Origin of the sequence: Sphingopyxis sp. FD7 (assembly GCF_003609835.1) — a bacterium.
Taxonomy (GTDB): Bacteria; Pseudomonadota; Alphaproteobacteria; order Sphingomonadales; family Sphingomonadaceae; genus Sphingopyxis.
Genome location: NZ_AP017898.1, coordinates 1,439,680 through 1,462,458, shown reverse-complemented (window position 1 = coordinate 1,462,458; position 22,779 = coordinate 1,439,680). Strand labels below are relative to the sequence as shown.

The 22,779-nt window shown below is 65.8% G+C and carries 23 protein-coding genes and 1 tRNA gene; 14 read left to right on the top strand and 10 right to left on the bottom strand.

All coding sequences use genetic code 11. From position 1 onward, the window contains the following. Positions 1 to 102 precede the first annotated feature (102 nt). The gene (locus SPYCA_RS06845) at positions 103 to 846 is read left to right on the top strand and encodes an SIMPL domain-containing protein (RefSeq protein WP_120219523.1); all 744 of its coding nucleotides are present in this window, start codon (positions 103 to 105) and stop codon (positions 844 to 846) included. Between the two features lie 68 nt (positions 847 to 914). Here SPYCA_RS06845 and SPYCA_RS06840 read toward each other — a convergent pair whose 3' ends face one another. Continuing rightward, positions 915 to 1,595, bottom strand: coding sequence for a prolyl hydroxylase family protein (locus tag SPYCA_RS06840; protein WP_232003562.1), 681 nt, complete (start codon positions 1,593 to 1,595; stop codon positions 915 to 917). A 102-nt stretch (positions 1,596 to 1,697) separates the two neighbouring features. Between SPYCA_RS06840 and SPYCA_RS06835 the strand changes: the two genes are divergently transcribed. From SPYCA_RS06835 to SPYCA_RS06790, 11 genes are all read left to right on the top strand, one after another. Continuing rightward, a tRNA-His gene (locus SPYCA_RS06835) sits at positions 1,698 to 1,774 on the top strand. Positions 1,775 to 1,871: 97 nt separating this feature from the next. Continuing rightward, positions 1,872 to 2,921: a Glu/Leu/Phe/Val family dehydrogenase gene (locus SPYCA_RS06830; RefSeq protein WP_120219522.1), complete on the top strand. Its 1,050-nt coding sequence runs from the start codon at positions 1,872 to 1,874 to the stop codon at positions 2,919 to 2,921. Between the two features lie 118 nt (positions 2,922 to 3,039). After that, positions 3,040 to 3,393 carry a YbaN family protein gene (locus tag SPYCA_RS06825; RefSeq protein WP_120219521.1) on the top strand — a complete coding sequence of 118 codons (354 nt, stop codon included), beginning with the start codon at positions 3,040 to 3,042 and terminating at the stop codon, positions 3,391 to 3,393. 70 nt (positions 3,394 to 3,463) lie between these two features. Continuing rightward, positions 3,464 to 4,195: a heme ABC transporter permease CcmC gene (gene ccmC, locus SPYCA_RS06820; RefSeq protein WP_120219520.1), complete on the top strand. Its 732-nt coding sequence runs from the start codon at positions 3,464 to 3,466 to the stop codon at positions 4,193 to 4,195. Positions 4,196 to 4,198: 3 nt separating this feature from the next. After that, positions 4,199 to 4,354, top strand: a complete 156-nt coding sequence (locus SPYCA_RS19230) for a hypothetical protein (RefSeq protein WP_172594992.1) — start codon at positions 4,199 to 4,201, stop codon at positions 4,352 to 4,354. Continuing rightward, positions 4,351 to 4,788, top strand: a complete 438-nt coding sequence (ccmE, locus tag SPYCA_RS06815; protein ID WP_120219519.1) for a cytochrome c maturation protein CcmE — start codon at positions 4,351 to 4,353, stop codon at positions 4,786 to 4,788. The genes SPYCA_RS19230 and ccmE overlap by 4 nt, the downstream gene beginning before the upstream one ends. A gap of 133 nt (positions 4,789 to 4,921) precedes the next feature. Next, the gene (locus SPYCA_RS06810; RefSeq protein WP_120219518.1) at positions 4,922 to 6,892 is read left to right on the top strand and encodes a heme lyase CcmF/NrfE family subunit; all 1,971 of its coding nucleotides are present in this window, start codon (positions 4,922 to 4,924) and stop codon (positions 6,890 to 6,892) included. After that, the gene (locus tag SPYCA_RS06805; protein WP_120219517.1) at positions 6,889 to 7,419 is read left to right on the top strand and encodes a DsbE family thiol:disulfide interchange protein; all 531 of its coding nucleotides are present in this window, start codon (positions 6,889 to 6,891) and stop codon (positions 7,417 to 7,419) included. Before SPYCA_RS06810 ends, SPYCA_RS06805 begins: the two co-directional genes overlap by 4 nt. Positions 7,420 to 7,478: 59 nt before the next feature. Then, positions 7,479 to 7,943 carry a cytochrome c-type biogenesis protein gene (locus tag SPYCA_RS06800; protein WP_120219516.1) on the top strand — a complete coding sequence of 155 codons (465 nt, stop codon included), beginning with the start codon at positions 7,479 to 7,481 and terminating at the stop codon, positions 7,941 to 7,943. Then, positions 7,940 to 8,605 (top strand): tetratricopeptide repeat protein, encoded by a 666-nt coding sequence (locus tag SPYCA_RS06795; protein WP_120219515.1) that lies wholly within the window; start codon positions 7,940 to 7,942, stop codon positions 8,603 to 8,605. The genes SPYCA_RS06800 and SPYCA_RS06795 overlap by 4 nt, the downstream gene beginning before the upstream one ends. A gap of 39 nt (positions 8,606 to 8,644) precedes the next feature. Next, complete coding sequence (locus tag SPYCA_RS06790; RefSeq protein WP_120219514.1) at positions 8,645 to 10,606, top strand: potassium transporter Kup; 1,962 nt, start codon at positions 8,645 to 8,647, stop codon at positions 10,604 to 10,606. A gap of 53 nt (positions 10,607 to 10,659) precedes the next feature. On the opposite strand, the gene SPYCA_RS06785 is transcribed toward SPYCA_RS06790, so the two are convergent. From SPYCA_RS06785 to SPYCA_RS06760, 6 genes are all read right to left on the bottom strand, one after another. After that, the gene (locus SPYCA_RS06785) at positions 10,660 to 11,631 is read right to left on the bottom strand and encodes an NAD(P)H-dependent flavin oxidoreductase (RefSeq protein ID WP_120219513.1); all 972 of its coding nucleotides are present in this window, start codon (positions 11,629 to 11,631) and stop codon (positions 10,660 to 10,662) included. Between the two features lie 84 nt (positions 11,632 to 11,715). Next, a complete protein-coding gene (locus SPYCA_RS06780) occupies positions 11,716 to 12,939 on the bottom strand; it encodes a dihydroorotase (protein ID WP_120219512.1) in 1,224 nt (407 codons plus the stop codon). Next, positions 12,930 to 13,925, bottom strand: coding sequence for an aspartate carbamoyltransferase catalytic subunit (locus SPYCA_RS06775; protein WP_120219511.1), 996 nt, complete (start codon positions 13,923 to 13,925; stop codon positions 12,930 to 12,932). Before SPYCA_RS06775 ends, SPYCA_RS06780 begins: the two co-directional genes overlap by 10 nt. A gap of 177 nt (positions 13,926 to 14,102) precedes the next feature. Next, positions 14,103 to 14,561: a Holliday junction resolvase RuvX gene (gene ruvX / locus SPYCA_RS06770; RefSeq protein ID WP_120219510.1), complete on the bottom strand. Its 459-nt coding sequence runs from the start codon at positions 14,559 to 14,561 to the stop codon at positions 14,103 to 14,105. Continuing rightward, the gene (gene uvrA, locus SPYCA_RS06765; protein ID WP_120219509.1) at positions 14,558 to 17,476 is read right to left on the bottom strand and encodes an excinuclease ABC subunit UvrA; all 2,919 of its coding nucleotides are present in this window, start codon (positions 17,474 to 17,476) and stop codon (positions 14,558 to 14,560) included. Before uvrA ends, ruvX begins: the two co-directional genes overlap by 4 nt. Before the next feature lie 104 nt (positions 17,477 to 17,580). Further along, positions 17,581 to 19,113, bottom strand: a complete 1,533-nt coding sequence (locus tag SPYCA_RS06760; protein ID WP_120219508.1) for a BCCT family transporter — start codon at positions 19,111 to 19,113, stop codon at positions 17,581 to 17,583. Between the two features lie 36 nt (positions 19,114 to 19,149). Here SPYCA_RS06760 and SPYCA_RS06755 point away from each other — a divergent pair, with 36 nt between their 5' ends. Continuing rightward, positions 19,150 to 19,644, top strand: a complete 495-nt coding sequence (locus tag SPYCA_RS06755) for a hypothetical protein (RefSeq protein WP_120219507.1) — start codon at positions 19,150 to 19,152, stop codon at positions 19,642 to 19,644. On the opposite strand, the gene SPYCA_RS06750 is transcribed toward SPYCA_RS06755, so the two are convergent. Next, positions 19,625 to 20,125 carry a hypothetical protein gene (locus SPYCA_RS06750; protein ID WP_146625094.1) on the bottom strand — a complete coding sequence of 167 codons (501 nt, stop codon included), beginning with the start codon at positions 20,123 to 20,125 and terminating at the stop codon, positions 19,625 to 19,627. The genes SPYCA_RS06755 and SPYCA_RS06750 overlap by 20 nt on opposite strands. Before the next feature lie 252 nt (positions 20,126 to 20,377). Here SPYCA_RS06750 and SPYCA_RS06745 point away from each other — a divergent pair, with 252 nt between their 5' ends. Continuing rightward, positions 20,378 to 20,737, top strand: coding sequence for a UrcA family protein (locus tag SPYCA_RS06745; RefSeq protein WP_172594991.1), 360 nt, complete (start codon positions 20,378 to 20,380; stop codon positions 20,735 to 20,737). Between the two features lie 58 nt (positions 20,738 to 20,795). Here SPYCA_RS06745 and SPYCA_RS06740 read toward each other — a convergent pair whose 3' ends face one another. Next, positions 20,796 to 21,527, bottom strand: coding sequence for a LytR/AlgR family response regulator transcription factor (locus SPYCA_RS06740; protein ID WP_120222191.1), 732 nt, complete (start codon positions 21,525 to 21,527; stop codon positions 20,796 to 20,798). Then, on the bottom strand, positions 21,527 to 22,699 hold the full coding sequence (locus SPYCA_RS06735) for a sensor histidine kinase (RefSeq protein ID WP_120219504.1): 1,173 nt from the start codon (positions 22,697 to 22,699) through the stop codon (positions 21,527 to 21,529). Before SPYCA_RS06735 ends, SPYCA_RS06740 begins: the two co-directional genes overlap by 1 nt. Between the last annotated feature and the right edge of the window lie 80 nt (positions 22,700 to 22,779).

The window sequence follows — 22,779 nt, the reverse complement described above, 5'->3', positions numbered from 1 at the left end:
CATGCAAGCGCCGTCCGCACAAAGGCGGGAACGGGTCCGCGCCGTCGGCGTTACGGGGTGGAAATGGCAAATGACCGCAAGCCCGGTTCACAGGAGAATGAAATGACGAAGCAAATGCTTGCCGCTATGGCATCCGGACTGGCCCTGATCGCGGCGGCGCCCGCCATCGCACAGCAAGGAGGATCGGCGGTGACGGCAGCGACGACGCAGGGGCCGATCCTGAGCTTCAGCGTCAGCGAGGAGGTGCGCTCGCGCCCCGACCAGGCGACCGTCGGCGCCGGAGTGACCACCACCGCGTCCACCGCGGTGGAGGCGATGCGCGCCAATGCCGCCGCGATGGACCGGCTGATCGCCGCCGCCAAGGCGCGCGGGATCAAGGCCGAGGACATCCAGACGAGCGGCATCAACCTGTCGCCGCAATATGATTACAGCAACCGCACCGACGGCCAGCCACCGCGCTTTCTGGGCTATCAGGTATCGAACACCGTGCGCGCGACGACGGGCAGGATCGACGACATCGGCCCGCTGCTCGACGCGCTCGTCGCCGCGGGCGGGACCAATATCGAAGGGCCGTGGTTCGGCATGAAGGATCCCGATGCGCAGCTCGTCGGTGCGCGCGGCGCGGCGATCAAGGCGGCCGAGGCCAAGGCCGCGGATTATGCACGGCTTGCGGGCTATCGCGGCGCCGAACTGGTGTCGATCAGCGAGGGCGGCTTTGCCGGGCCACAGCCGCCGATGCCCTATGTGCGGATGGAAATGGCCGCCGATGCCAAATCGACACCGGTTGAACCAGGGCGGGTGTCGAACACGCTGACGCTGCACTTCCAGTATAGGCTGATGCGGTAATTCCAACGAGGGGTCGGTGCAAACCGACCCCTATTTCCGTTCGACACGAACGGGTTTTGAGGTAGCCGTTACCCCAACTCCCCCTCCGTCCACGGCCACGGCCGTTCGCGGAACCATTTGGTGATGATATATTTGCGCCCCTTGCGCACCTTCATCCCATGGTGGAGCGTGTCGGGGTTCGTCGTCCCGTCGGGGCGGACATTGTTCCACGCGAGCAGCTTGCCGACTTCGGGCTGGTGCATCTTGCCGGTGGCGAGGAAGCGCGTCGCGCCGCCCGCGGCGGGCTGGTTGAGGTAGATCATCAGGGTCCAGCTCCGCTGGCCGGGCACCGCGCAATAGATGTCCCAGTCGGCGCCGTGGGGGTCGAAATAGTCGGTGTGCGCCTTGAACTCCTCGCCGACGTCATAGCGCTGGCCCTGCAAGGGCTCGCCATATTCGAGCGGGATGCCGGTCAGATCGTGGAGCCTTTTGTTCACGGCGCTCACGAGCGGAAGGCGGTGGTCGAGGTCGCAGGTCGAACTGGTGCGGAACGCCTCGTCGCCATTGGGGTCGGCGATCGTCGAGGGACGCGCATCGCCGTCGATCAGCGCGATCAGCGCGGCGCAGGTTTCGCCGTCGAGGAAGCGCGGCAGCATGAACTGTTCGAGCCTGGGTGTCGGCGCGCGGCGTATGCCGGGGACGGCCGCCAGCCGCGCTGCGGTGCGGTCGGCGCCCGAAGAGGCCATGTCGACATGATCCTTGCCAGCCATGGCGCGCTTTTACTGTTGTCGACCGACGCGAACAATGCTTGACGAAGGGGGAGGTCGGGCCTATCGCCGCGCGCTGTCGCAGGCGGGTTCGCGCGGCGTGTGGCGATCATAGCTCAGTTGGTTAGAGCGCCGGTTTGTGGTACCGGAGGTCACGGGTTCGAGCCCCGTTGGTCGCCCCATTTTTGCTTTCATGGCTGACAGACGCTTTTGGGGTGACTCGTTACCCCTGTTTCATTATTACGTCTTCACGTAATTTTTTAACGTGAGGAAGCTGCCATGTCCGCTGTCTGGGATTTCGCCGATTTCGACGATCACGAACATGTCCACATGTTCCGCGATCGCGCCAGCGGCCTGACCGCGGTGATCGCCGTCCATTCGACGCACCTCGGCCCCGGCGCGGGCGGCGTGCGTTACTGGCATTATCCGCAGCGCGCGGCGGCGATCACCGACGCGCTGCGCCTGTCGCGCGGCATGAGCTATAAAAATGCGATGGCGGGGCTGCCGATGGGCGGCGGCAAGGGCGTGATCCTGGCCGACGAAGGGCAGGCGAAGACCCCCGAACTGCTCGCGGCGTTCGGCCGCGCGGTCGATTCGCTCGGCGGCGCCTATGTGACCGCCGAGGATGTCGGCATCACCGACGCCGACATGGTCGAAATTGCCAAGCAGACCAAGCATGTCAGCGGGCTGCCCGTCGCGAGCGGCGAGGCGGGCGGCGACCCGGGACCATTCACCGCGCTCGGCGTTTACCTGGGCATCAAGGCGGCGATTCGCGAAGGGCTGGGCGCCGACAGCGCGAAGGATGTGCGCGTCGCGATCCAGGGCGTCGGCAGCGTCGGCGGCGGCGTCGCGCGGCGGCTGGCGGCCGAAGGCGCGAAGCTGACCCTCGCCGACGTCAATCTGGCGCGCGCGAAGGCGCTGGCCGAGGAACTGGGCGCCGAGCTGGCCGATTCGGCGGCGATCATGGAGGTCGAGGCCGATGTGCTCAGCCCCAATGCGCTGGGCGCGATCCTGACCGAGGCGAGCATCGCCAAGCTGAAGGTCCAAATCGTCGCGGGCGGTGCGAACAACCAGCTCGCGACCGCGCTCGACGGCCAGCGGATTCATGATCGCGGCATTGTCTATGCTCCTGACTATGTCATCAACGCGGGCGGGATCATCAACGTCGCGCTCGAATATCTGGGGCAGGGCAGCCAGGAAGAGGTCGAAAGCCGCATCCGGCTGATTCCCGGCCGACTCGCCGAAATCTGGACCGAAAGCAAGGCGAGCGGCACTCCGGCGTCGGTCGTCGCCGACCGGATGGCGCAAAAGCTGATCGGGCGCGGGTGAGCGTCGCCCCCGCGAAGGCGGGGGCCGCCATCTCGCCAAGGTTGCCAGCGGCCCCCGCCTGCGCGGGGGCGACGGTAAGTGGATGGCGTCGGGGAGAAAAGGCGCTAAGCCATCGCAAATGAAACGGCACTTCTATCTGGTCGCGGGCTGGTTGTCGCTCGGCCTGGGGGCGATCGGCGCGGTACTGCCGTTGCTGCCGACGGTGCCGTTCGTCATTCTCGCCGCCTTCTGCTTCGCGCGCTCGTCGCCGCGGCTGGAGGCGTGGCTGCTGGCGCATCAGACCTTCGGACCGCATATCGTCGCGTGGCGCGACCATGGCGCGATCAGCCGCAAGGCCAAGGTTGCCGCGTCACTTGCCTTCGTTGCGAGTATCGCGCTTGCGCTGGCGCTTGCGCCGTGGCCATGGGCGATGGTGCCGGTGGTCGCTGCGGGCGTGACGGGCAGTTGGATCTGGACGCGGCCGGAACAGTGAATCCCGACGCCTTCGCCCGGCAAATCGCTGGACCGCAGGCGCCGCCTCTCCTAAGGACGACGCGAAACCGATGCACGCCTATGCCAATCCGACCCGTTTTCTGACGATTGCCAGGCCGCTGACGCCTTGGCTGCTCGGCCTTGGCCTGTTGCTGGTGTTCGGTGGGGGGCTGGCCGGGCTGACGCTGGTGCCAGGCGATTACAAGCAGGGCGAGACCGCGCGCATCCTCTATGTTCATGTGCCGTCGGCGTGGCTGGGCATGGGCGGCTGGACCTCACTGGCGGTTGCGGGGCTTGTCCAGCTGGTGTGGCGGCATCCGCTGGCGGGCATCGCCGCGCGCGCGATCGCGGTGCCGGGGATGCTGTTCACCGCGCTTTGCCTTGCCACCGGGTCGATCTGGGGCAAGCCGACCTGGGGCACCTGGTGGGAATGGGACGGGCGGATGACCTCGATGCTCGTGCTCCTCTTTCTTTATGCTGGTTTTATCGCGCTCACGAACGGCGACGATGCGCAGCGACAGGGTGGATCACTGTCGCGCGGGGCGGCGATCTATGCGCTGGTCGGCGCGATCAACATCCCGATCATCAACCGCAGCGTCGTGTGGTGGAACAGCCTGCATCAGGGACCGAGCATCACGCTGGGCGGATCGAGCATCGACGGCGCACTGCTGTGGCCGCTGGGCTTGACCTTGCTGGGTTTTTCGCTGCTATTCGGGGCTATCGTGCTGATGCGGATGCGGCGGATCATCGCCGACAACCGCGTCGCGGCGCGGCTGCGGCGGCTGGCCGACGAGGAGGAATAAGGCGTGGCGGGGGTGATCAGCGGGGGCGGTCAATGGGCCTATGTGGCCGCGGCCTATGGCCTGACGGTCGCGCTGACCGCCGCGGTGCTCTGGTCGAGCTGGCGCGCGATGGTGCGGGCCGAGAGACGCAGCGACGCGCTGCGAAAGGATCGTCGATGAAGGCAAAGCATCAGCGGCTGGTCCTGGCGGTCGTCGCGCTGTGTGGCGTCGTCGGCGCGGGCGTGCTCGCGGCGAGCGCGCTTCGCGACGAGGCGGCCTATTTCCGTACGCCTGTCGAAGTCGCGGGCGGCAAGGCGGCGGTCGGTGAAGCGATGCGGTTGGGCGGCATGGTCGCGAAAGGCAGCATCGTGCGGCAGCCCGATGGCCTCACGATCCGTTTCGTCGCAACCGACGGCAAGGCATCGGTGCCTGTCGAATATAAGGGCATCGTCCCCGATCTGTTCGGCGAGGAAAGCGGCATGGTCGCCGACGGCCGGATGCGCGCCGACGGTACCTTTGTTGCCGACCGTATCCTGGCCAAGCATGACGAACGCTATATGCCACCGCAGATGGGCGAAATGCCGAAGGATATGAAGGCGGCGGCGGGGGTATGAGCTGCGTTCCAAGTTCGTCATTGCGAGCGAAGCGAAGCAATCTCCAGCTCGCGGCCTTTGGTGTCGATAGCTGGAGATTGCTTCGTCGCTTCGCTCCTCGCAAAGACATGCACTGGTTTGATGGTGTGATCGCATGATCGCCGAACTCGGCCTCGCGCTGCTGTGGATCGCGGCGGCGCTCGCCTGCCTGTCGCTCGTCGCGGGAACCTTGTTCCTGCGCGGCGGGCCGAAGGATCTGGCGGCGCTCGTCCGGCCGGCGAGCGTCGCGCAGGGCGTGCTCACTACCGCGGCCTTCGGTCTGTTGATCGCGCTGTTCGTGCGCTCCGACATGTCGGTCGAGCTGGTGGCGCGCAACAGCAACAGCCTGAAACCGATGATCTTCAAGATTGCCGGGACGTGGGGCAATCACGAAGGGTCGATGCTGCTGTGGCTGATGATCCTGTCGCTGTCGGGCGCGCTGATCGCGCTGTTCGAGAAGCGGCTGCGCGAGGATACGCTGGTCGCGACCTTGGCGGCGCAGGCGGCATTGAGCCTGGGCTTTTTCGCTTTCCTGCTGTTCTCGTCCAACCCGTTCAAGCGCTTGCCGGTGGCGCCGCCCGACGGTCAGGGGCTCAATCCGCTGCTCCAGGACATCGGCCTGGCCTTCCACCCGCCGACGCTCTACGTCGGCTATGTCGGGCTGTCGGTGGCGTTCAGCTTTGCCGTCGGCGCGCTGATCACGCGCGAGATCGGCCCGGCCTTCGCGCGCGCGATGCGGCCGTGGGTGCTCGGCAGCTGGATTTTCCTGACCCTGGGCATCACCGCGGGCAGCTATTGGGCCTATTATGAGCTTGGCTGGGGCGGCTGGTGGTTCTGGGATCCGGTCGAGAATGTCTCGCTCGTGCCGTGGCTCGCGGGGGCGGCGCTGCTCCATTCGGTCGCGGTGACGGCAACGCGCAACGCGCTGCGCGCCTGGACGGTGATGCTCGCGGTGATCGGCTTTTCGATGTCGATGGTCGGCACCTTCATCGTGCGGTCGGGATTGCTCACGAGCGTCCACAGCTTTGCCGTCGATCCCGAACGCGGCACCTTTCTGCTCGTGCTGATGGCGATCTATATCGGCGGCGCGCTCACCCTGTTCGCGCTGCGCGCCGGGGCGGTCGCCGAGGGCAAGAAATTCGCGCTGCTGAGCCGCGAGGGCGCGCTCGTCATCAACAATCTGCTGCTGACGACGATCCTCGCGCTCGTGCTGCTTGGCACGCTCTATCCGATCGTCGCCGAAGCGATGGGCGAGAAGATTTCGGTCGGGCCACCCTATTATAATCGCGTCGCGGGGCCGCTGGCGCTGATCCTCTGCCTTGTCATGGTCGCGGGACCGTTGCTCAGCTGGCGCAAGGATGACGGCAAAAGATTGTGGTCGCGCCTCCCCGCGTCGGCCCTTGCAGGGGCGGCGGTGCTCTTCGCGCTGATCCTGTTCGGCGGCGCCGTGGGGATATTGCCGTTGCTCGGCATGACCGTTGCCGCTGTCGTCGCGGTCGCGAGCCTGGCCCCGCTGTGGGGGCGCAACCTTCGGCGCGTGCCCTTGCCGACCTGGGGCATGGTCGTGGCGCATTTCGGCGTCGCGGTGTGTCTCGCCGGAATGGGCGCCGAAAGCGCCTTCATCAAGGAGAGGCTGGTCGCCGCCGCGCCTGGCGAGACCATCCGCATCGCCGATTTTTCGGTAAAATTCGTGGGCGTGAAGCCCGTGGCCGGGCCGAACTATACCGCCGTTGAAGGCTCGCTGGTCGCGACAACCGCATCGGGCAACAGCTTTACGATGAAACCCGAAGCGCGCACTTTTCCGGGACTGATGGGCACCGCACCGACCGAAACCAACGAAGCCGCGCTGCTGACGCGGCCCGGCGGGCAGCTTTACGCGGTGCTGGGCCAGCCGGTGTCGGGCGAGGATGGCCGTGCCGACCGCTATCAGATTCGCCTGTGGTGGAAACCTTTGGTGTGGTGGATATGGCTGGGCGGCGGACTGATTGCGCTCGGCGCGACGCTGTCGCTGCTCGGCCGCGCGCAGCTGCTCGCCATGTGGCGCGCGCGCCGGCACCGCAAAGCACAGGAGCGTTTTGCGCCATGAAGAACCGCTGGGTCTTGTTTGTGCCGCTGGCAATCATGGGATTATTGTTCGGTGCTTTCATCTATCGGCTGGTCACGCCCGCCGAAACGCTGATCCAGTCGCAATGGATCGACAAGCCGATGCCGCTGTTCGACCTGCCGCCCGCGACCGCCGGGGTGCCGGGGCTGAAGAGCAGCGATCTTGCCGACGGGCAGCCGCGGCTTGTCAATGTGTTCGCCAGCTGGTGCATCCCGTGCCGCGCCGAGGCGCCGCAGCTCGAGGCGCTCAAGGCCGCGGGCGTGCCGATCGACGGCATCGCGATCCGCGACCGGCCCGAGGATGTCGCCCGGTTCCTGAGCGAATATGGCAATCCTTTCGACCGCATCGGCGCCGATATGCAGAGCAGCGTCCAGATCGCGCTGGGATCGTCGGGGGTGCCCGAAACCTTCCTCGTCGACGGCAAGGGCATCATCCGCGAGCAGATCCAGGGCGTGATCCTGGCCGACCAGGTGCCCGAGATCGTCGCGAAGATCGAGGCGATGAAATGAGGGGAGTACAGGCCTTCACAGCATGGATCCCCGCGAAGGCGGGGATCCAGAGCGGCACAATGCGGCGTGGGTTCAACGTCGCCCTGGACCCCCGCTTTCGCGGGGGTGCATTGTTGTTTTTGGCCTTGCTGTTCGCTGTTCCTTCCTTCGCGCAGGACCGTCTCCCGCCCGCGCCCTATGCCTATCAGCAATTGAACGACCCGGCGAAGGAGGCGCGCGCCAAGGCCTTGATGGAGGAACTGCGCTGCCTCGTCTGTCAGGGCCAGTCGATTGCCGACAGCGACGCTCCGCTGGCGGGCGACATGCGGCACGAGGTGCGCAGCAAGATCGCCGCCGGCGAAAGTCCCGATGAAATCAAGGCGTGGCTCGTGGCTCGCTATGGCAATTGGGTGACTTATGATCCGCCGTTCGACGCGGCGACGGCGCTGCTCTGGCTCGGGCCGCTGCTGTTCCTCGCGATCGGCGGCTGGCTGGCGTTCGGGCGGTTCCGGCGCGGCGATGGCGATGCGGAGGACAAGGCGTGACCTGGCTGTGGGTCATGCTCGCCGCGGTGCTGACGATCGGCGGCATTTTCTGGCTCGGCCGCTTGCCCTCCGCCGTGCGCCCGCTGGCGGGGGCGGCGGTGATGCTGGGCCTGACAGGTTACGCGCTCCAGGGCAGCCCGTCGCTGCCCGGAAAGCCCGTCGCGGCGGCCGAGGAACCCGAAGGTTTTGGCGAGGCATTGACCGACCGGCGGCAGGGCATGGCCGAACGCTTCGGCCCGGCGGCGCAATGGCTGGGCATGTCCGACGGCTTCGCGCGCACGGGCAAGACCGAACTCGCGGCCAAGACGCTGGAAAAGGGACTGGAGACATATCCCGACAATGTCGACCTGTGGGTCGGCCTCGGCAATGCGCTCGCGGCGCATGGCGGCGGGATGATGTCGCCCGCCGCGGCGCTGGCGTTCGATGAGGCGGCGCGGCGCGATCCGTCGCACCCGGCGCCGCCCTTTTTTGCGGGGTTGGCGCTGGCACAGGGAGGCGATCTCAAAGGCGCGGAGGCGGTGTGGAGCGAATTGCTCGCGCGCAGCCCTGCCGATGCGCCGTGGCGCGCGGACCTCGAAATGCGGCTCGCGCAGCTGCGGCAGGCGATGGGGCCGGTGCCGCCGGACGCGAACGACGAAGCCACCGCGAGCGTCCCGAATTGAAACCTGTTCCAAAATCGCAGGCTCGTCTAAAGGCGCGCGATGACTGCTGAGTCGCAACAGGCGGCCGAGGGCGTGGCAACCGCCATCGAAGCCGCCGCCGAAACCGGCCATCACGGCCATGGGCATCATGGCGATGGCAAGCTGAAGCTTGCCGTCGGCGCTATCGGCGTCGTCTTCGGCGACATCGGCACCAGCCCGCTTTATGCCTTCCGCGAAACCTTCGCCGGCCATCACCCGATCGAGCCCGACCGGCTGCACATCTATGGCGTTCTGAGCCTGGTCTTCTGGTCGATGATGCTCGTCGTCACCTTCAAATATGTGATGACGATCATGCGCGCCGACAACAAGGGCGAGGGGGGCAGCCTCGCGCTGCTCGCGCTGATCAGCCGGTCGTCGGAGGGCAAGCGCTGGACCTGGCCGATCGTCCTGCTGGGCGTGTTCGCGACCGCGCTCTTCTATGGCGACAGCATGATTACCCCGGCGATGTCGGTGCTGTCGGCGACCGAGGGTCTGTCCTATGTCGACGAAGGTTTCGAGCCCTATATCGTCCCGATCGCGCTCGCGATCCTGATTGGCCTGTTCGCGATCCAGGCGCGCGGAACGGCCAGGGTCGGCGCGCTGTTCGGCCCGATCATGCTGCTCTATTTTCTGATGCTCGCAGCGCTCGGCATCCTGCATATCGGCAATAATCCGTGGATTATCGTCGAGACGCTCAATCCGGTGAACGCGTTGCGCTTTTTCTATCTCGACGGCTTCACTGCCTTCATAGCCCTGGGCGCGGTCGTGCTCGCCGTGACCGGGGCGGAGGCGCTCTATGCCGACATGGGGCATTTCGGGCGCGGGCCGATCGGGCTGTCGTGGCTCAGTTTCGTGCTCCCCGCGCTGATGCTCAACTATATGGGGCAGGGCGCGATGGTTCTCGCGGCCGAAGCGGGGCCACGCGCCGAGCTGATTTCCGATCCCTTTTTCCAGATGATGCCGCAGTTCCTGGAGCTGCCCGTCGTCATTCTCGCGCTGCTCGCGACGATCATCGCCAGCCAGGCGGTGATTTCGGGCGCCTTCTCGCTGACGCAGCAGGCGATCCAGCTGGGTTTCATGCCGCGCCTGCGCGTCGAGCACACCAGCGCGTCGGCCGCGGGTCAGATTTATATTCCGATCGTCAACTGGGGGTTGATGATCATGGTGATCCTGCTCGTCCTGGGCTTTGGCTCGTCGAGCAACCTCGCCGCGGCCTATGGCATCGCGGTGACCGGCGCGATGTTCATCGACACCTGCCTGATGAGCGTCGTTCTCTTTACCTTGTGGAAATGGCCGGCGTGGAAGGCGCTGCCGGTGCTCGCGGTCTTCTTCATCGTCGATATTGCCTATTTCGGCGCCAATCTGATCAAGGTGCCCGATGGCGGCTGGGTGCCGCTGGCGATCGGCCTGGTGATCTTTACCTTGCTGACCACCTGGTCGCGCGGACGCAAACTGATGCAGCAGGAAATGGCCGAAGGCGCGATGCCGATCCCGATTTTCGTGAAGTCGGCCGCGAACAGCGCGACGCGCGTGCCCGGCACCGCCGTGTTCATGACGTCGAGCAGCGACGGCGTGCCGCACGCGCTGCTCCACAATTTGAAGCACAACAAGGTGCTGCACGAGCGCATCATCCTGCTCACGATCAAGATCGCCGACGTGCCCTTCGTCCCCGAAAGCAAGCTCTGCCAACTCGAGGATCTGGGGCAGGGTTTCCACCGGCTCGTGCTCAACTATGGCTTCATGCAGCCGATCGACGTGCCCGAAGCGCTGGGCCGGGTGTCGAGCTGTGGCGGCGAGTTCAAGATGCTGGAAACCAGCTTCTTCCTGTCGCGCCAGACGCTGATCGCGGCGAAGAAGCCCGGAATGCCGATCTGGCGCGAAAAACTGTTCGCGTGGATGCTCCGCAATTCGGAAAGCGCGATGGAGTATTTCCGCCTGCCGACCAACCGCGTTGTCGAGCTGGGGAGTCAGGTCGCGATCTGACCGGCGGTCGTCTTCGCCTCCGACTCGTCGCTTCAATCTTACCGAGACAGGGTCTAGAGCCGGACCTTCGCCGCCAATTCGTGGCGCGCAGCGAGATATTGCTCCTCCAGTTCGGCGACAAACTCGGCGACGGGACGCACCGCGGAAACGGCGCCGATCCCCTGACCCGATCCCCAGATGTCCTTCCACGCCTTGGCCTTGGTGTTGCCGCCCGATCCGAAATTCATCGTCTTGAGGTCGCCTTCGGGCAGATTGTCGGGGTCCATGCCCGCCGCGACGATCGACTGGCGGAGATAGTTGCCGTGAACGCCGGTAAAGAGATTGGAATAGACGATATCGGCGGCGCGTCCCTCGACGATGCCGTTCTTATAGCCTTCGTCGGCGTTCGCTTCGGCGGTCGCGATGAAGGCGCTGCCGATATAGGCGAGGTCGGCGCCGCACGCCTGCGCGGCGAGGATCGACCGGCCGTGGCCGATCGCTCCCGACAGCGCGACGGGGCCGTCGAACCATTCGCGGATTTCCTGCACGAGGGCGAAGGGCGATTGCCGTCCGGCATGGCCGCCCGCGCCGGCGGCGACCGGGATCAGCCCGTCGGCGCCCTTTTCGATCGCCTTGCGCGCGAAACGATCGTCGATGACGTCGTGCAGCGTGATCCCGCCCCAGCCATGCACCGCCTGATTGAGCTCCTCGCGCGCGCCGAGTGAGGTGATCGTGATCGGCACCTTCCATTTGGCGCAGGTCGCAATGTCCGCCTCCAGCCGGTCGTTCGACTTGTGGACGATCTGGTTGACCGCATAGGGCGCCGAGGGGCGGTCGGGGTTGTCGCGGTCCCACGCCGCCAGCTCCTCGGTGATGCGATGCAGCCATTCGTCGAGCAGCGATTGCGGGCGCGCGTTCAGCGCGGGAAAGCTGCCGACGATGCCCGCCTTGCACTGCGCGATGACCAGATCGGGCCCCGACACGATGAACAACGGCGACCCGATGACGGGCAGGCGCAGGCGGTCGAAAATCGGGGGAAGGGCCATGAATCACTCTCCGGTTGCGGTTTGAAACTGACCTTAACGTAAACGGAAAGTCGTGCAAGAGGGATCGCTGCCGCGCGGACCCGGTCACCGTATCCGCTGGCCGCCCTTCCACATCATCGTTGCGCGGCCCTGTACCGGCATCCCGTCGAAGGGCGTGTTGCCCGCCCACGCCGCCATCTTCTTGGCGTCGACCTGCCACGGCGTATCGGGATCGACGAGGATGAGATCGGCTTCCTTGCCGATGGCAAGCTTGCCGACATCGACACCGAGCAGGCAGGCGGGAGTCGCCGCGAGCATCTCGAACAGACGACCCGGCGTTATATGTCCATCGCGAACAAGGTTCAGACCCATGGCGAGCAGCGTTTCGGCGCCCGCCATGCCGGGCAAAGCCTCGGCGAAGGGCAGGCGCTTGTCTTCGGGGCCGCGCGGATCGTGCCCTGACGACAATATGTCGATCGTGCCGTCGGCCACCGCAGCAAGGCAGGCCTGCCGGTCGTCCTCGCTGCGCAGCGGCGGCGACAGGCGCGCAAAGGTGCGGAAATCGCCGATCGCGGTGTCGGAGAGCAACAGATGCGCGGGGGTGATACCGCACAGCACGGGCAGCCCCTTGGCCTTGGCGGCGCGGATCAGGTCGAGCCCGCGCGCGGTCGTGACCTGGCGGAAATGGACGGGCGCGCCGGTTTCCTCGACAAGCGCCAGATCGCGCGCGATCGCCATCGCTTCGGCGATTGCCGGAGCGGAGGCGAGACCGAGGCGCGTCGCCATTTCGCCGTCGGTTGCGACGGCGCCGGCGGTCAGCCCCTCATCCTCGGCATGGATGATCGTGACGAGGCCGAGCGAGGCGGCATAGGCGAGCGCGCGGCGCATCACGCCGCTGTCGGCGATGCGGGAGCGGCCGGTGGCGACGGCGCGCGCGCCCGCCGCCTTCATCAGGCCGATTTCGGCGAGTTCCTTTCCCTCAAGCCCTTTGGTCGCGGCGGCGAGCGGATGGACCCACAGGTCGGGCTTGCCGCCCTTGGCTGCGCGCTCGACCAGTCCCGCGCCGTCGAGCGGGCCATTGTCGGGCATCAGCGCGGCGCGGGTGATCCCGCCGAAGTGAAAGGCGGGCTTGTCGGTCGCAAAGACGCCGAGGTCGATGATGCCGGGGGCGAGCCACTGGCCTCTGGCATCGATTGTCTCGGCGCCTTCGGGAATGTCGGTCGGGTCGATCGTGGCGATACGGCCATCGACCGCGAGCAGGCTGCCCGGACGCGGCGTGTCGCCATCGACCAGCCGAGCATTGACGATGTGGAGCGGCCTCAGTTCCATCCCGGCACTCCCCGCTGGCGGCGCGTCAATATGTCGAGGCACGCCATGCGCACCGCGACCCCCATTTCGACCTGCTCGGTGATCGTCGAGCGCGCGGGATCGTCGGCGATGCTGCTGTCGATCTCCACGCCGCGGTTCATCGGGCCGGGGTGCATGACGATGGCGTCGGGCTTCGCCTTGTCGAGCCGCTGGGGGGTGAGACCATAAAGCGCATGATATTCGCGCGCCGAGGGCAGGTAGGCGCCGTCCATGCGTTCGTTCTGGAGGCGCAGCATCATCACGACGTCAGCGTCTTTCAGCCCCTCGTCCATGTCGGTGAAGGTGGCGACGTGCATCCGTTCCATCGCGGGCGGGGTCAGCGTCGCGGGGGCAACGACGCGCACCTCGTTGCCGAGCAAGGTCAGCGCCAGGATGTTCGAGCGCGCAACGCGGCTGTGGAGAACGTCACCGCAGATCGCAATGGTGAGTCCTTCGACCTTGCCAAGGCGGCGGCGGATGGTGAGCGCGTCGAGCAGCGCCTGTGTCGGATGCTCGTGGCGGCCGTCGCCCGCGTTGAGAACGGGGCAATCGACCTTGTCGGCGATGAGTTGCACCGCGCCCGACGCCGAGTGGCGAATGACGATGGCGTCGGCGCGCATCGCATTGAGCGTCATCGCGGTGTCGATCAGCGTCTCGCCCTTCTTCACGCTCGACTGCGCAGCGTGCATGTTGACGACGTCGGCACCGAGGCGTTTTCCGGCAATCTCGAACGACAGGAGCGTGCGGGTGGAGTTTTCGAAAAAGGCGTTGATGATCGTCAGCCCCGCGAGCCGGTCGTCATGCTTCGCCGCGCCGCTGCGGTTGAGTTCGACCCATTGTTCGGCGGCATCCAATAAGTAGGAAATCTCCCACGGGGTAAGCTGGGCGATGCCGGTGAGGTGGCGATGGCGAAAGGCATCGCCGCCGGGCGGATAGTCGCTGGCGGGTCGGATGGTGGCGCTTGTCATTAAAGGGGAGCGTTTAGGTAAGGGCGGCGATTCTGGCAAGCGTATCCTCCCTGTGGCGAAGCCATGGGGAGGGGAACCGCGCCCGCAAGGCGTGGTGGAGGGCAGCAGCGGCAGCGTTATGGCCCCTTCGTCAGCGCTTCGCGCTGCCACCTCCTCACCGCTACGCGGCAGGGAGGATCATCTTGTCATCGCGTCGATCGCGCCTTGCAATATGAACGCCGCTGCGGCGCTGTCGACGCGCTCGGCGCGTTTGGCGCGGCTGATGTCGGCGGCGATCATCGCGCGTTCGACCGCGGCGGTCGACCAGCGTTCGTCCCACAGCAGCACGGGGAGGCCGAGCGGCGCGAGGTTGCGCGCAAAGGCACGCGTGCTCTGCGTGCGCGGGCTGTCGCTGCCGTCCATGTTGAGCGGCAGGCCGACGACCAGCCCGACGACCGACTGCGCAGCGACGAGCGCCCTGAGCGCGTCGAGGTCGGCGGCGAATTTCTTGCGCACAATCGTCTTGTCGGGCGATGCAAAGGACCAGCCCGCATCGCACAGCGCAACGCCTATCGTCTTGGTGCCAACATCGAGCCCCGCGAGGCGACCGCCGTTCGGCAAGGCGGCGGCAAAGTCGGCGGCGGCGGTGGTGATCATTGCGGCGGCGCCTGTTTCTCCAGCAACGGCTTGAGATACTGCCCGGTGAAGCTGCGTTTTTCCTTCACCACCTGTTCGGGCGTGCCGCATGCAACGATTTCGCCGCCCTTGACCCCGCCTTCGGGGCCGAGATCGAGGATATAGTCAGCGGTCTTGATGACATCGAGATTATGCTCGATCACGATGACGCTGTTGCCCTGTTCGACGAGCGCCTGGAGCACTTCGAGCAATTTGCGCACATCCTCGAAATGCAGCCCCGTCGTCGGCTCGTCGAGGATATAGAGCGTCTGCCCGGTCGAGCGCCGCGACAATTCCTTGGCGAGCTTCACCCGCTGCGCCTCGCCGCCCGACAAGGTCGTCGCCTGTTGCCCGACCTTGATATAGCCGAGCCCGACGCGCACGAGCATCGCCATCTTGTCGCGGATCGCGGGCACCGCCTTGAAAAATTCGGCCGCATCCTCGACGGTCATATCGAGCACGTCGGCGATACTCATCCCCTTGAACCTAACCTCCAGCGTTTCGCGGTTGTAGCGTTTGCCGTGGCACGTCTCGCAGGTCACATAGACGTCGGGAAGGAAGTGCATCTCGATCTTGATGAGGCCGTCGCCGGTGCAGGTTTCGCAGCGCCCACCCTTGACGTTGAAGCTGAAGCGCCCCGGCTTGTATCCGCGCGCCTGGCTTTCGGGCAGCCCCGCGAACCAGTCGCGGATGACCGTGAAGGCGCCCGTATAAGTGGCGGGGTTCGACCGCGGCGTGCGGCCGATCGGCGACTGGTCGATGTCGATGACCTTGTCGCAATGTTCGAGCCCGGTGAGGCTCTCGTGCGGCCCCGCGACGAGCCGCGCTCCGTTCAGCGTGCGCGCCGCCGCGGCATAGAGCGTGTCGATGATCAGGCTCGACTTGCCCGACCCCGACAGGCCGGTGACGCAGGTGAAGGTGCCGAGCGGGATCTTCGCGGTGACGTTCCGGAGGTTGTTCGCGCGCGCGCCCTTGAGCACCAGGTCGAAGCCGTTGCCGGGGCGGCGGTGCTTCGGCACCTCGATCTTTTTCGCCCCTGTGAGGTAGGCGGCGGTCAGGCTCTTCTTGTTCGCGAGCACCTGTTTCAGCGTGCCCTCGGCGACGATTTCGCCGCCGTGGACGCCCGCGCCGGGGCCCATGTCGACAATATGGTCGGCGTGGCGGATCGCATCTTCGTCATGCTCGACGACGATCACGGTGTTGCCGAGGTCGCGCAGACGCTTCAGCGTCGCGAGCAGCCGGTCGTTGTCGCGCTGGTGCAGACCGATGCTCGGCTCGTCGAGCACATAGAGCACACCGGAGAGGCCGCTGCCGATCTGGCTCGCAAGGCGGATGCGCTGGCTTTCGCCGCCGCTCAACGTGCCGCTCGTGCGGTTGAGGTTGAGATAGTCCAGCCCGACATTGTTGAGGAAGCCAAGCCGCTCGTTGATTTCCTTCAGGATCGCCCTGGCGATCTGGCGCTGCTGCTCGTTCAGCTTCTCGTCGAGCGTCGAAAACCATTGGAGCGCGTCGGCAACCGACCGCTGCGCCGACATGCTGATATTCTCGCCCGCGATCTTCACCGCGAGCGGCTCGGGGCGCAGCCGCGCGCCGTGGCACGTCTCGCACGGCTGCGCGGTCTGATATTTGCCCAGCTCTTCGCGCATCCACGCGCTTTCGGTCTGGAGCATCCGGCGATTGAGGTTGCCGATCACCCCCTCGAACGCCTTGTGCGTCGTATAGCTGCGCTTGCCGTCCTTGAAGGTCAGTTCGACGGGCTTGCCGCCGGTGCCATAAAGGATGATCAGCTGCACCGCGCCGGGCAGATCCTGCCATGGCGTGTCGAGCGAGAAGCCATAGGCTTTGCCGAGGCTTTCGAGCACCTGCATATAATAGGGCGAGGGCGGGTTCGATTTCGCCCACGGCACCACCGCGCCTTTTTTGAGGCTGAGCGCATGGTTGGGGACGACGAGCTCGGGGTCGAACTCCAGCCGTTCGCCGAGGCCGTCGCACGCGGGGCAGGCGCCCTGCGGCGCGTTGAAGCTGAACAGCCGCGGCTCGATCTCGGCGATGGTGAAGCCGCTGACCGGGCAGGCGAATTTTTCGGAGAAGATGAGGCGATTCGCCGGGATGCCCGCGCCCTTCATTTTCTGTTCCGTGCCGCCGCTCTCCTCGTCCTCGCGGCCGGGCACGACACCGTCGGCGAGATCGACATAAGCAAGCCCTTCGGCCAGCTTCAGCGCGGTTTCGAAACTGTCGGCGAGCCGCGTCTCGATGCCTTCGCGCACGACGATGCGGTCGACGACGACCTCGACATCATGCTTGTACTTCTTGTCGAGCGCCGGGGCGTCCTCGATCGCGTAGAACTCACCGTCGATGCGGACGCGCGTGAAGCCCTCTTTCTGCCACTGCGCGAGTTCCTTTTTATACTCGCCCTTGCGTCCGCGGACGACGGGGGCGAGCAGATAGGCGCGCGTGCCTTCGGGAAGCTGCATCACGCGGTCGACCATCTGGCTGACCGTCTGCGCGCTGATCGGCTCGCCGGTTGCGGGCGAATAGGGAATGCCGACGCGCGCCCACAGCAGGCGCATATAGTCATAGATTTCGGTGACGGTGGCGACGGTCGAACGCGGATTGCGGCTCGTCGTCTTCTGCTCGATGCTGATCGCGGGCGAGAGGCCGTCGATATGCTCGACATCGGGTTTCTGCATCATTTCGAGGAACTGGCGCGCATAGGCCGACAGCGACTCGACATAGCGCCGCTGTCCCTCGGCATAGATGGTGTCGAAGGCGAGCGACGATTTCCCCGACCCCGAAAGCCCTGTGATGACGATCAGCGCGTCGCGCGGCAGATCGACGTCGACGCCCTTCAGATTATGCTCGCGCGCACCGCGCACGGAGATGTGGGTGAGACTCATGGAGGCGGTATGTTCCAGATTTGTTCTAAAGACGCAAGGGCGGTCTATACCGCTTCGCCGCTTAGATAGGACGCGCGCCGCGCGGCGGCAATGTGCCCCTTGGGTCAGCGATCCGTCGAGGCAACGGCCGGTCGGCGTTCCATCGTCATGACGGCCAACGACATCGCGGCGCCGAGGATGATGAACAGCGCGGGAAAGCCGCCGAGGACCGACATCATGCGGATGCCGTCGATCCCCGACGATGCGACGAGAATGGTCGCGACCAGCCCGACGGTAATCCCCCATGCGATCTTGACCGCGAGCGGCGCTTCGGGCGTTTCGGGCGATATGCCATGCGTCGAAAGCGCGCTCATCGCCGAGACATTGCTGTCGGCTGCCGTCACATAGGAAATGAAAATCGCGCCGATCAGCAGCACGAGAACGGGCAGGCCCCCGCCGAGTTCGCTGAACAGGTGATAGAGAAGCGGATCGGGACCGGCGCTGGTCAGGAGGGTGTAAAGACCGCCGCCCGATTGCTGGTCGAGGATGATCGTCGTTCCGGCGATGACAATCATCCAAACCGCGCCGAACAGCGCGGGCAGCAGCAGGTTGACGAGGATGAAGGCGCGGATGCTGTAGCCTACCGCAAGGCGGCCGAGGAACAGCGCGGTGACCGGCGCCCAGGCGAACCAGTTGGCCCAGTTGAAGATTGTCCATTGTTGGTGCCAGTCGCGATCAACGTCGATGCCGAGGCTGCGCGGCACGAAGGTTGCGGCATAGTCGGTGGCGCCCGCCAGGCCGAGTGCGGGAAGGCGCGCGGCGGGACCGCTGACGACGACGAACAGCAACACGCCGAGGAACAGCCAGATGTTGAGGAGCGACAATCGCGCAATGCCGCGCTGAAGACCCAGCGCCGCCGAAATGACGAAAGTGGCGACGATCGCCGCGGCGATACCCCAGCGCAGCGGCGCGCCACCCGCGAAACTCGACAGTCCCTCGATTCCGCCCGCGAGCGCGAGCACGCCCGCGCCGAGCGAAGCGGCCATGCCGGCGACGAGCGCGAACAGGCAGACGATGTCGATCGCGGTGCCCGCGGCGCCGTGCGCGCGCGGTCCGATAAGCGGCACGAAAAGCGACGAAAGGCTGAAGGGTTCGCGGCGGTCGTAATAGACGAGCGCGAAGGCAAGGCCGGCAACGGTGTAAATGGCATAAGGCGTCAGCGTCCAGTGAAGGAACATCGTCGACATGGCGAAGGCCGCGGCGGCGTTGCTGCCCGGCGTGATCCCCGGCATCGCGGGCGGGGCGTTGAGATGGAACAGCGGCTCGGCGGCGCCCCAGAACAGGATGCCGGTGGCGATCGTTGTGCAGAGGGTGACGGCAAACCAGCGCCAGCGTGTCAGGATCGGCGTCGCCTGCGCCCCGCCGACAATGCGGCCGCCGAGCGGCGACAGCGCCACGATCAGCAGCAGCGCGAGGAAAACGATGCCCGCCCAGGCGAAGAGCGGCGAAAAATGGTGCAGTATCCAATCGTTGATCGCCGTTTCGACGGCCACGACCGTCGCGCCCTGCCACAGGCTAAACAACACGGCGGCGAGCAGGACCGCGAGCGGGACGAAAAAGACGGGCCGGTTGAGTGGATATTTCGTCGGGGCTGGCAAATGCGGGTCCGATCGCGCAGAAGGAAGGGGCCCAGCATGACGACTGGCCGACGCGAGGTCAAATCGCGGCCGGAACGCGGCGCGAGCTGGCGCGTTGGAGCAGAGCTGTGGATCGAAGGAGACGTTTCGATGACCCGGACGATATTGACCGTTTCATTTGCCCTGGCGCTGCTGGCCGCCGGTCAGGCCGCCGCGCATCAGGCCGCCGACGCGCCGCCCGCGGCCCAACAGAAATTGCCCGACGGCACCACGGCCGAAGAGCGGGCCAACACCGCACGCCTCAACGCGGAGCAAGCGGCGCGGGCGCGGAGCGATAACGTCCTCTATACGCAGGAAGTCTCGGCGGCGGCGCAGCAGGTCGCGCACGACCAGCAAGTCTTTGCCGAGGAAACCGCTGCCTATGAGGCCGAAAAGGCGCGTCTTGCCGCAATGTCGGCCGAGGAGCGGATGAAGTGGGAAGCCGACGTCGCTGCATGCAAGGCTGGCGACAAGACGCGCTGCGCGCCGCCGGTCAAGGCGCCTCCGCAATAAAATCGGGCGCATCGGTGCGGGCGGGGCGTTCCGTATCCCGATCAGTCTCGCCATCCTGTGTCGAGGCGGGAGGTTCGATGGCTGACGCGGACGATAGCGGCGCGAGATTCGGGAAACTGCCGCCATATCGATAATTTTCCTCGGCGTGGGCGTCGTCGATCGCCGGTTCGACGGCCCCCAGCGCGCGGAACGCGCCGTTCGCGCGCTGTTCGCGGTCAGCGCGGAGGCGCGCCGCGACGCCATAGCTGTCGGGACAGGCGCGACACGGGGCGGGTTCGATCAGGGGAGTCGCGGCCGCATCGGGGTTGGCGCTGAGCGCCGTGTAGGACATCGGGATGTCGGCCGTGTCACGGCTTAACCGCTTCCCTGCGGCCATGTTGCCCAGAAGCGCACCGCACAGGACGCCCACGCCGACCAGCAGCACGCCGCGGAACAGCGCGCTTTCGACTTTTCGAGTCGTTCGGTAAGATAATTTCTTCACAATGACAAAAAATGGTCGCTTTGTCACCGGGATGCAAGAATTGTGTCACGAAATTACCGTGCCGTCGGCCATTCGTCGATGACCGGATGCCATTGGTCGGTCTGATCGACGTGCCCACCGATCCGGTCGAACCCGGGATGATCGAACGGAGCAAATGCGCCATTCCAAGGCTGCGGGATGCGGAGGGCCTCGGTCTCCCCGGTCCGGGCGCTTCGTATCCCGCATCCGATCCCCCTGCGAGAGGACTCCCCCATGGCGAACCTTAATTTCATCCTGCTGGCGGCGCCGATGGCGCTGACCGGCCTTGCGGTCCCCGCGGCCGCCGCCGTCGACGAAGAGGGCGAACGGCGAACGACTATCGTGCGCTACGATGATCTCAACCTTGCAACCGAAGACGGCCGCGAATCGCTGACAACGCGCGTCAAATATGCGGTGCAAAAGGTGTGCGGCAGCCGACCGCATTACCGTCAGCCGCTCCACGAGCGCGCCATCGCGATCCGTTGCGAAAAATCGGCGATGGCCGACGCCGAGATCAAGCTGGCCGAACTATTCAACGGTAATGGCGCACGCTACGCCGAGGCCGGGCGGCTCGTGATCGCCGCCGCACCCTGATCGCGTCCCTTGCGATCATTTGTGAAGGCGGCCATGCCCAGGCGGCATGGTCGCCTTTTCAGGCGTGCATGATCGCCTTTACATCGTGCAGATAGGTGCGGCCGATGCGGTGCACGCCGCCTTCGCCCAGGTCGACGCTCCACGCGCCGTCGCCATGATGTTTCAGCCCGACGATGCCGTCCCGCCGGATCATCTTCGACCGATGGATACGCATGAACTGATCGGGGTTCATCCGCGCTTCCAACGATTTGATCGTCTGATGGATCAGCCAGCTGCGCGCACCGACGTGCAGGCGCATATAGTCGCGTTCGGCTTCGATCAGATCGACCTGCGCCGCATCGATGCGCAGCATCTCGCCGCGATTCTGGACCCAGAATTCGGTGATCCACTTGCTCTTCTGCGCCGGAGCGCGCTCGGCCGCGCGCCATTCGCGTACGCGCGACAAGGCGCGCGCCAGCCGGTCGGGGGCAACGGGTTTCAGCAGATAGTCGACCGCCGCGACCTCGAACGCCGCAACGGCGTAGCGATCGAAGGCGGTAACGAAGACGATCGCGGGCGGATTGTCGAGCCGCTCGATCGCCGCCGCCACCTCCAACCCGTTGAGGTCGGGCATGGCGATGTCGCAGAGCAGCAGGTCGGGCGCGAGCGCATCGACCATGCGTAGCGCCGAGGCGCCGTCGCTCGCGGTGCCGACGAGCGAAATCCCATCCTGTTGCCCGGCAAGGATCTGAAGCCGCTCGATCGCGAGCGGCTCGTCATCGACGATCAATGTGCGCAAGGTCTGAAGCATCAGCAAGCCTCCCGTGCCAGCGGCAGCCATAGCGAAACGACAAAGCCGCCATTGTCCGATTTGCCCCATTCGCACCCGGCCGCGGGGCCATAGCGGGTCAGCAAGCGCTCGCGAACATTGCCGAGGCCGAGGCCGGTTCCCGACGTCGGCACCGGCGCCCTGGGGTCGATGTCATTCTCGATGCGCAAGACGAGCAGGCCATATTCGGCGCTGGCTTGCAGGCGAATCGCGATTTTGCCCTTGCTGGGCGACACGCCATATTTGATCGCATTTTCGATGATCGGTTGCAGGATCAGCACCGGTACGCACGCATGTTTGAGCTCGTCGGGCATCGACACCTCGACCTGCAACCGGTCCGGAAAGCGCGCCTGCTCGATGTCGAGATAAAGGCGCTGGAGTGCGATTTCCTCGTCGAGACTGACGAGCTGCTCGGGATCGACCGCGAGGCTTGAGCGCAGGAAGGACGACAGGTTCATGATCATCGTCTCGGCCTCGCTCTTCGAGCCCTTGAGCACGAGCGTGGAGAGCGAGTTCAGCGTGTTGAACAGGAAATGCGGATTGACCTGGTAATGGAGCGCGCGGAGCTGCGCATTCTTGGCCTCCATGCGGAAATGATTGGCGCGGCGTTCGACCGCGCGCATCTCGTTCGCATAGCCGAAAGCGACATAGAGCGCGGCCCACACGGCGAAAAAGAAATACCAGCGGATCGAGCTGTCGAGGATCAGCACCATTTCCCACGCCACCGGGAACTTCGACTGCACCTCTTCGATGACCTTGGCGCTGTCGGGCGCCGGGAACCAGTAGAAGAAGACGAACAGGTTGATGCTGGCGTAAAGGACGACGAGCGGCACCGCCGCGCCGAGCGCCGCGGCGAGCCGCGCACCGAAGCTGCGCGGCTGCGCGCGCTGGAGCAATTGATAGAGCACGAAGGTGCAGAGGATGCCCGCAACCACGACGATCGCGCGGCGTCCGGCATAGGACCATTGTTCGCTTGCGCCGGTCAGCATGGCGAGGCCGGTCGTGATGAGGAAATAGATCAGCCACATGGCGAGGATCGACCCGATCGCGACGCGCGGATTGACGCGCGCGTCCGACGCGCGCCAGTCGGGTGCCGCCGCGAGCATTTTCGCGCGCTGGTCGCGCAGCGCGTCTTTGCGGAGATTGGCGTTCATTATCCCCGCTTCTAGCGCCAAAAGCGACCCGCTGACCAGTGTGCAGCGGGCCGCCAGTCGAAGCCGCCCGCGCCTTGGTC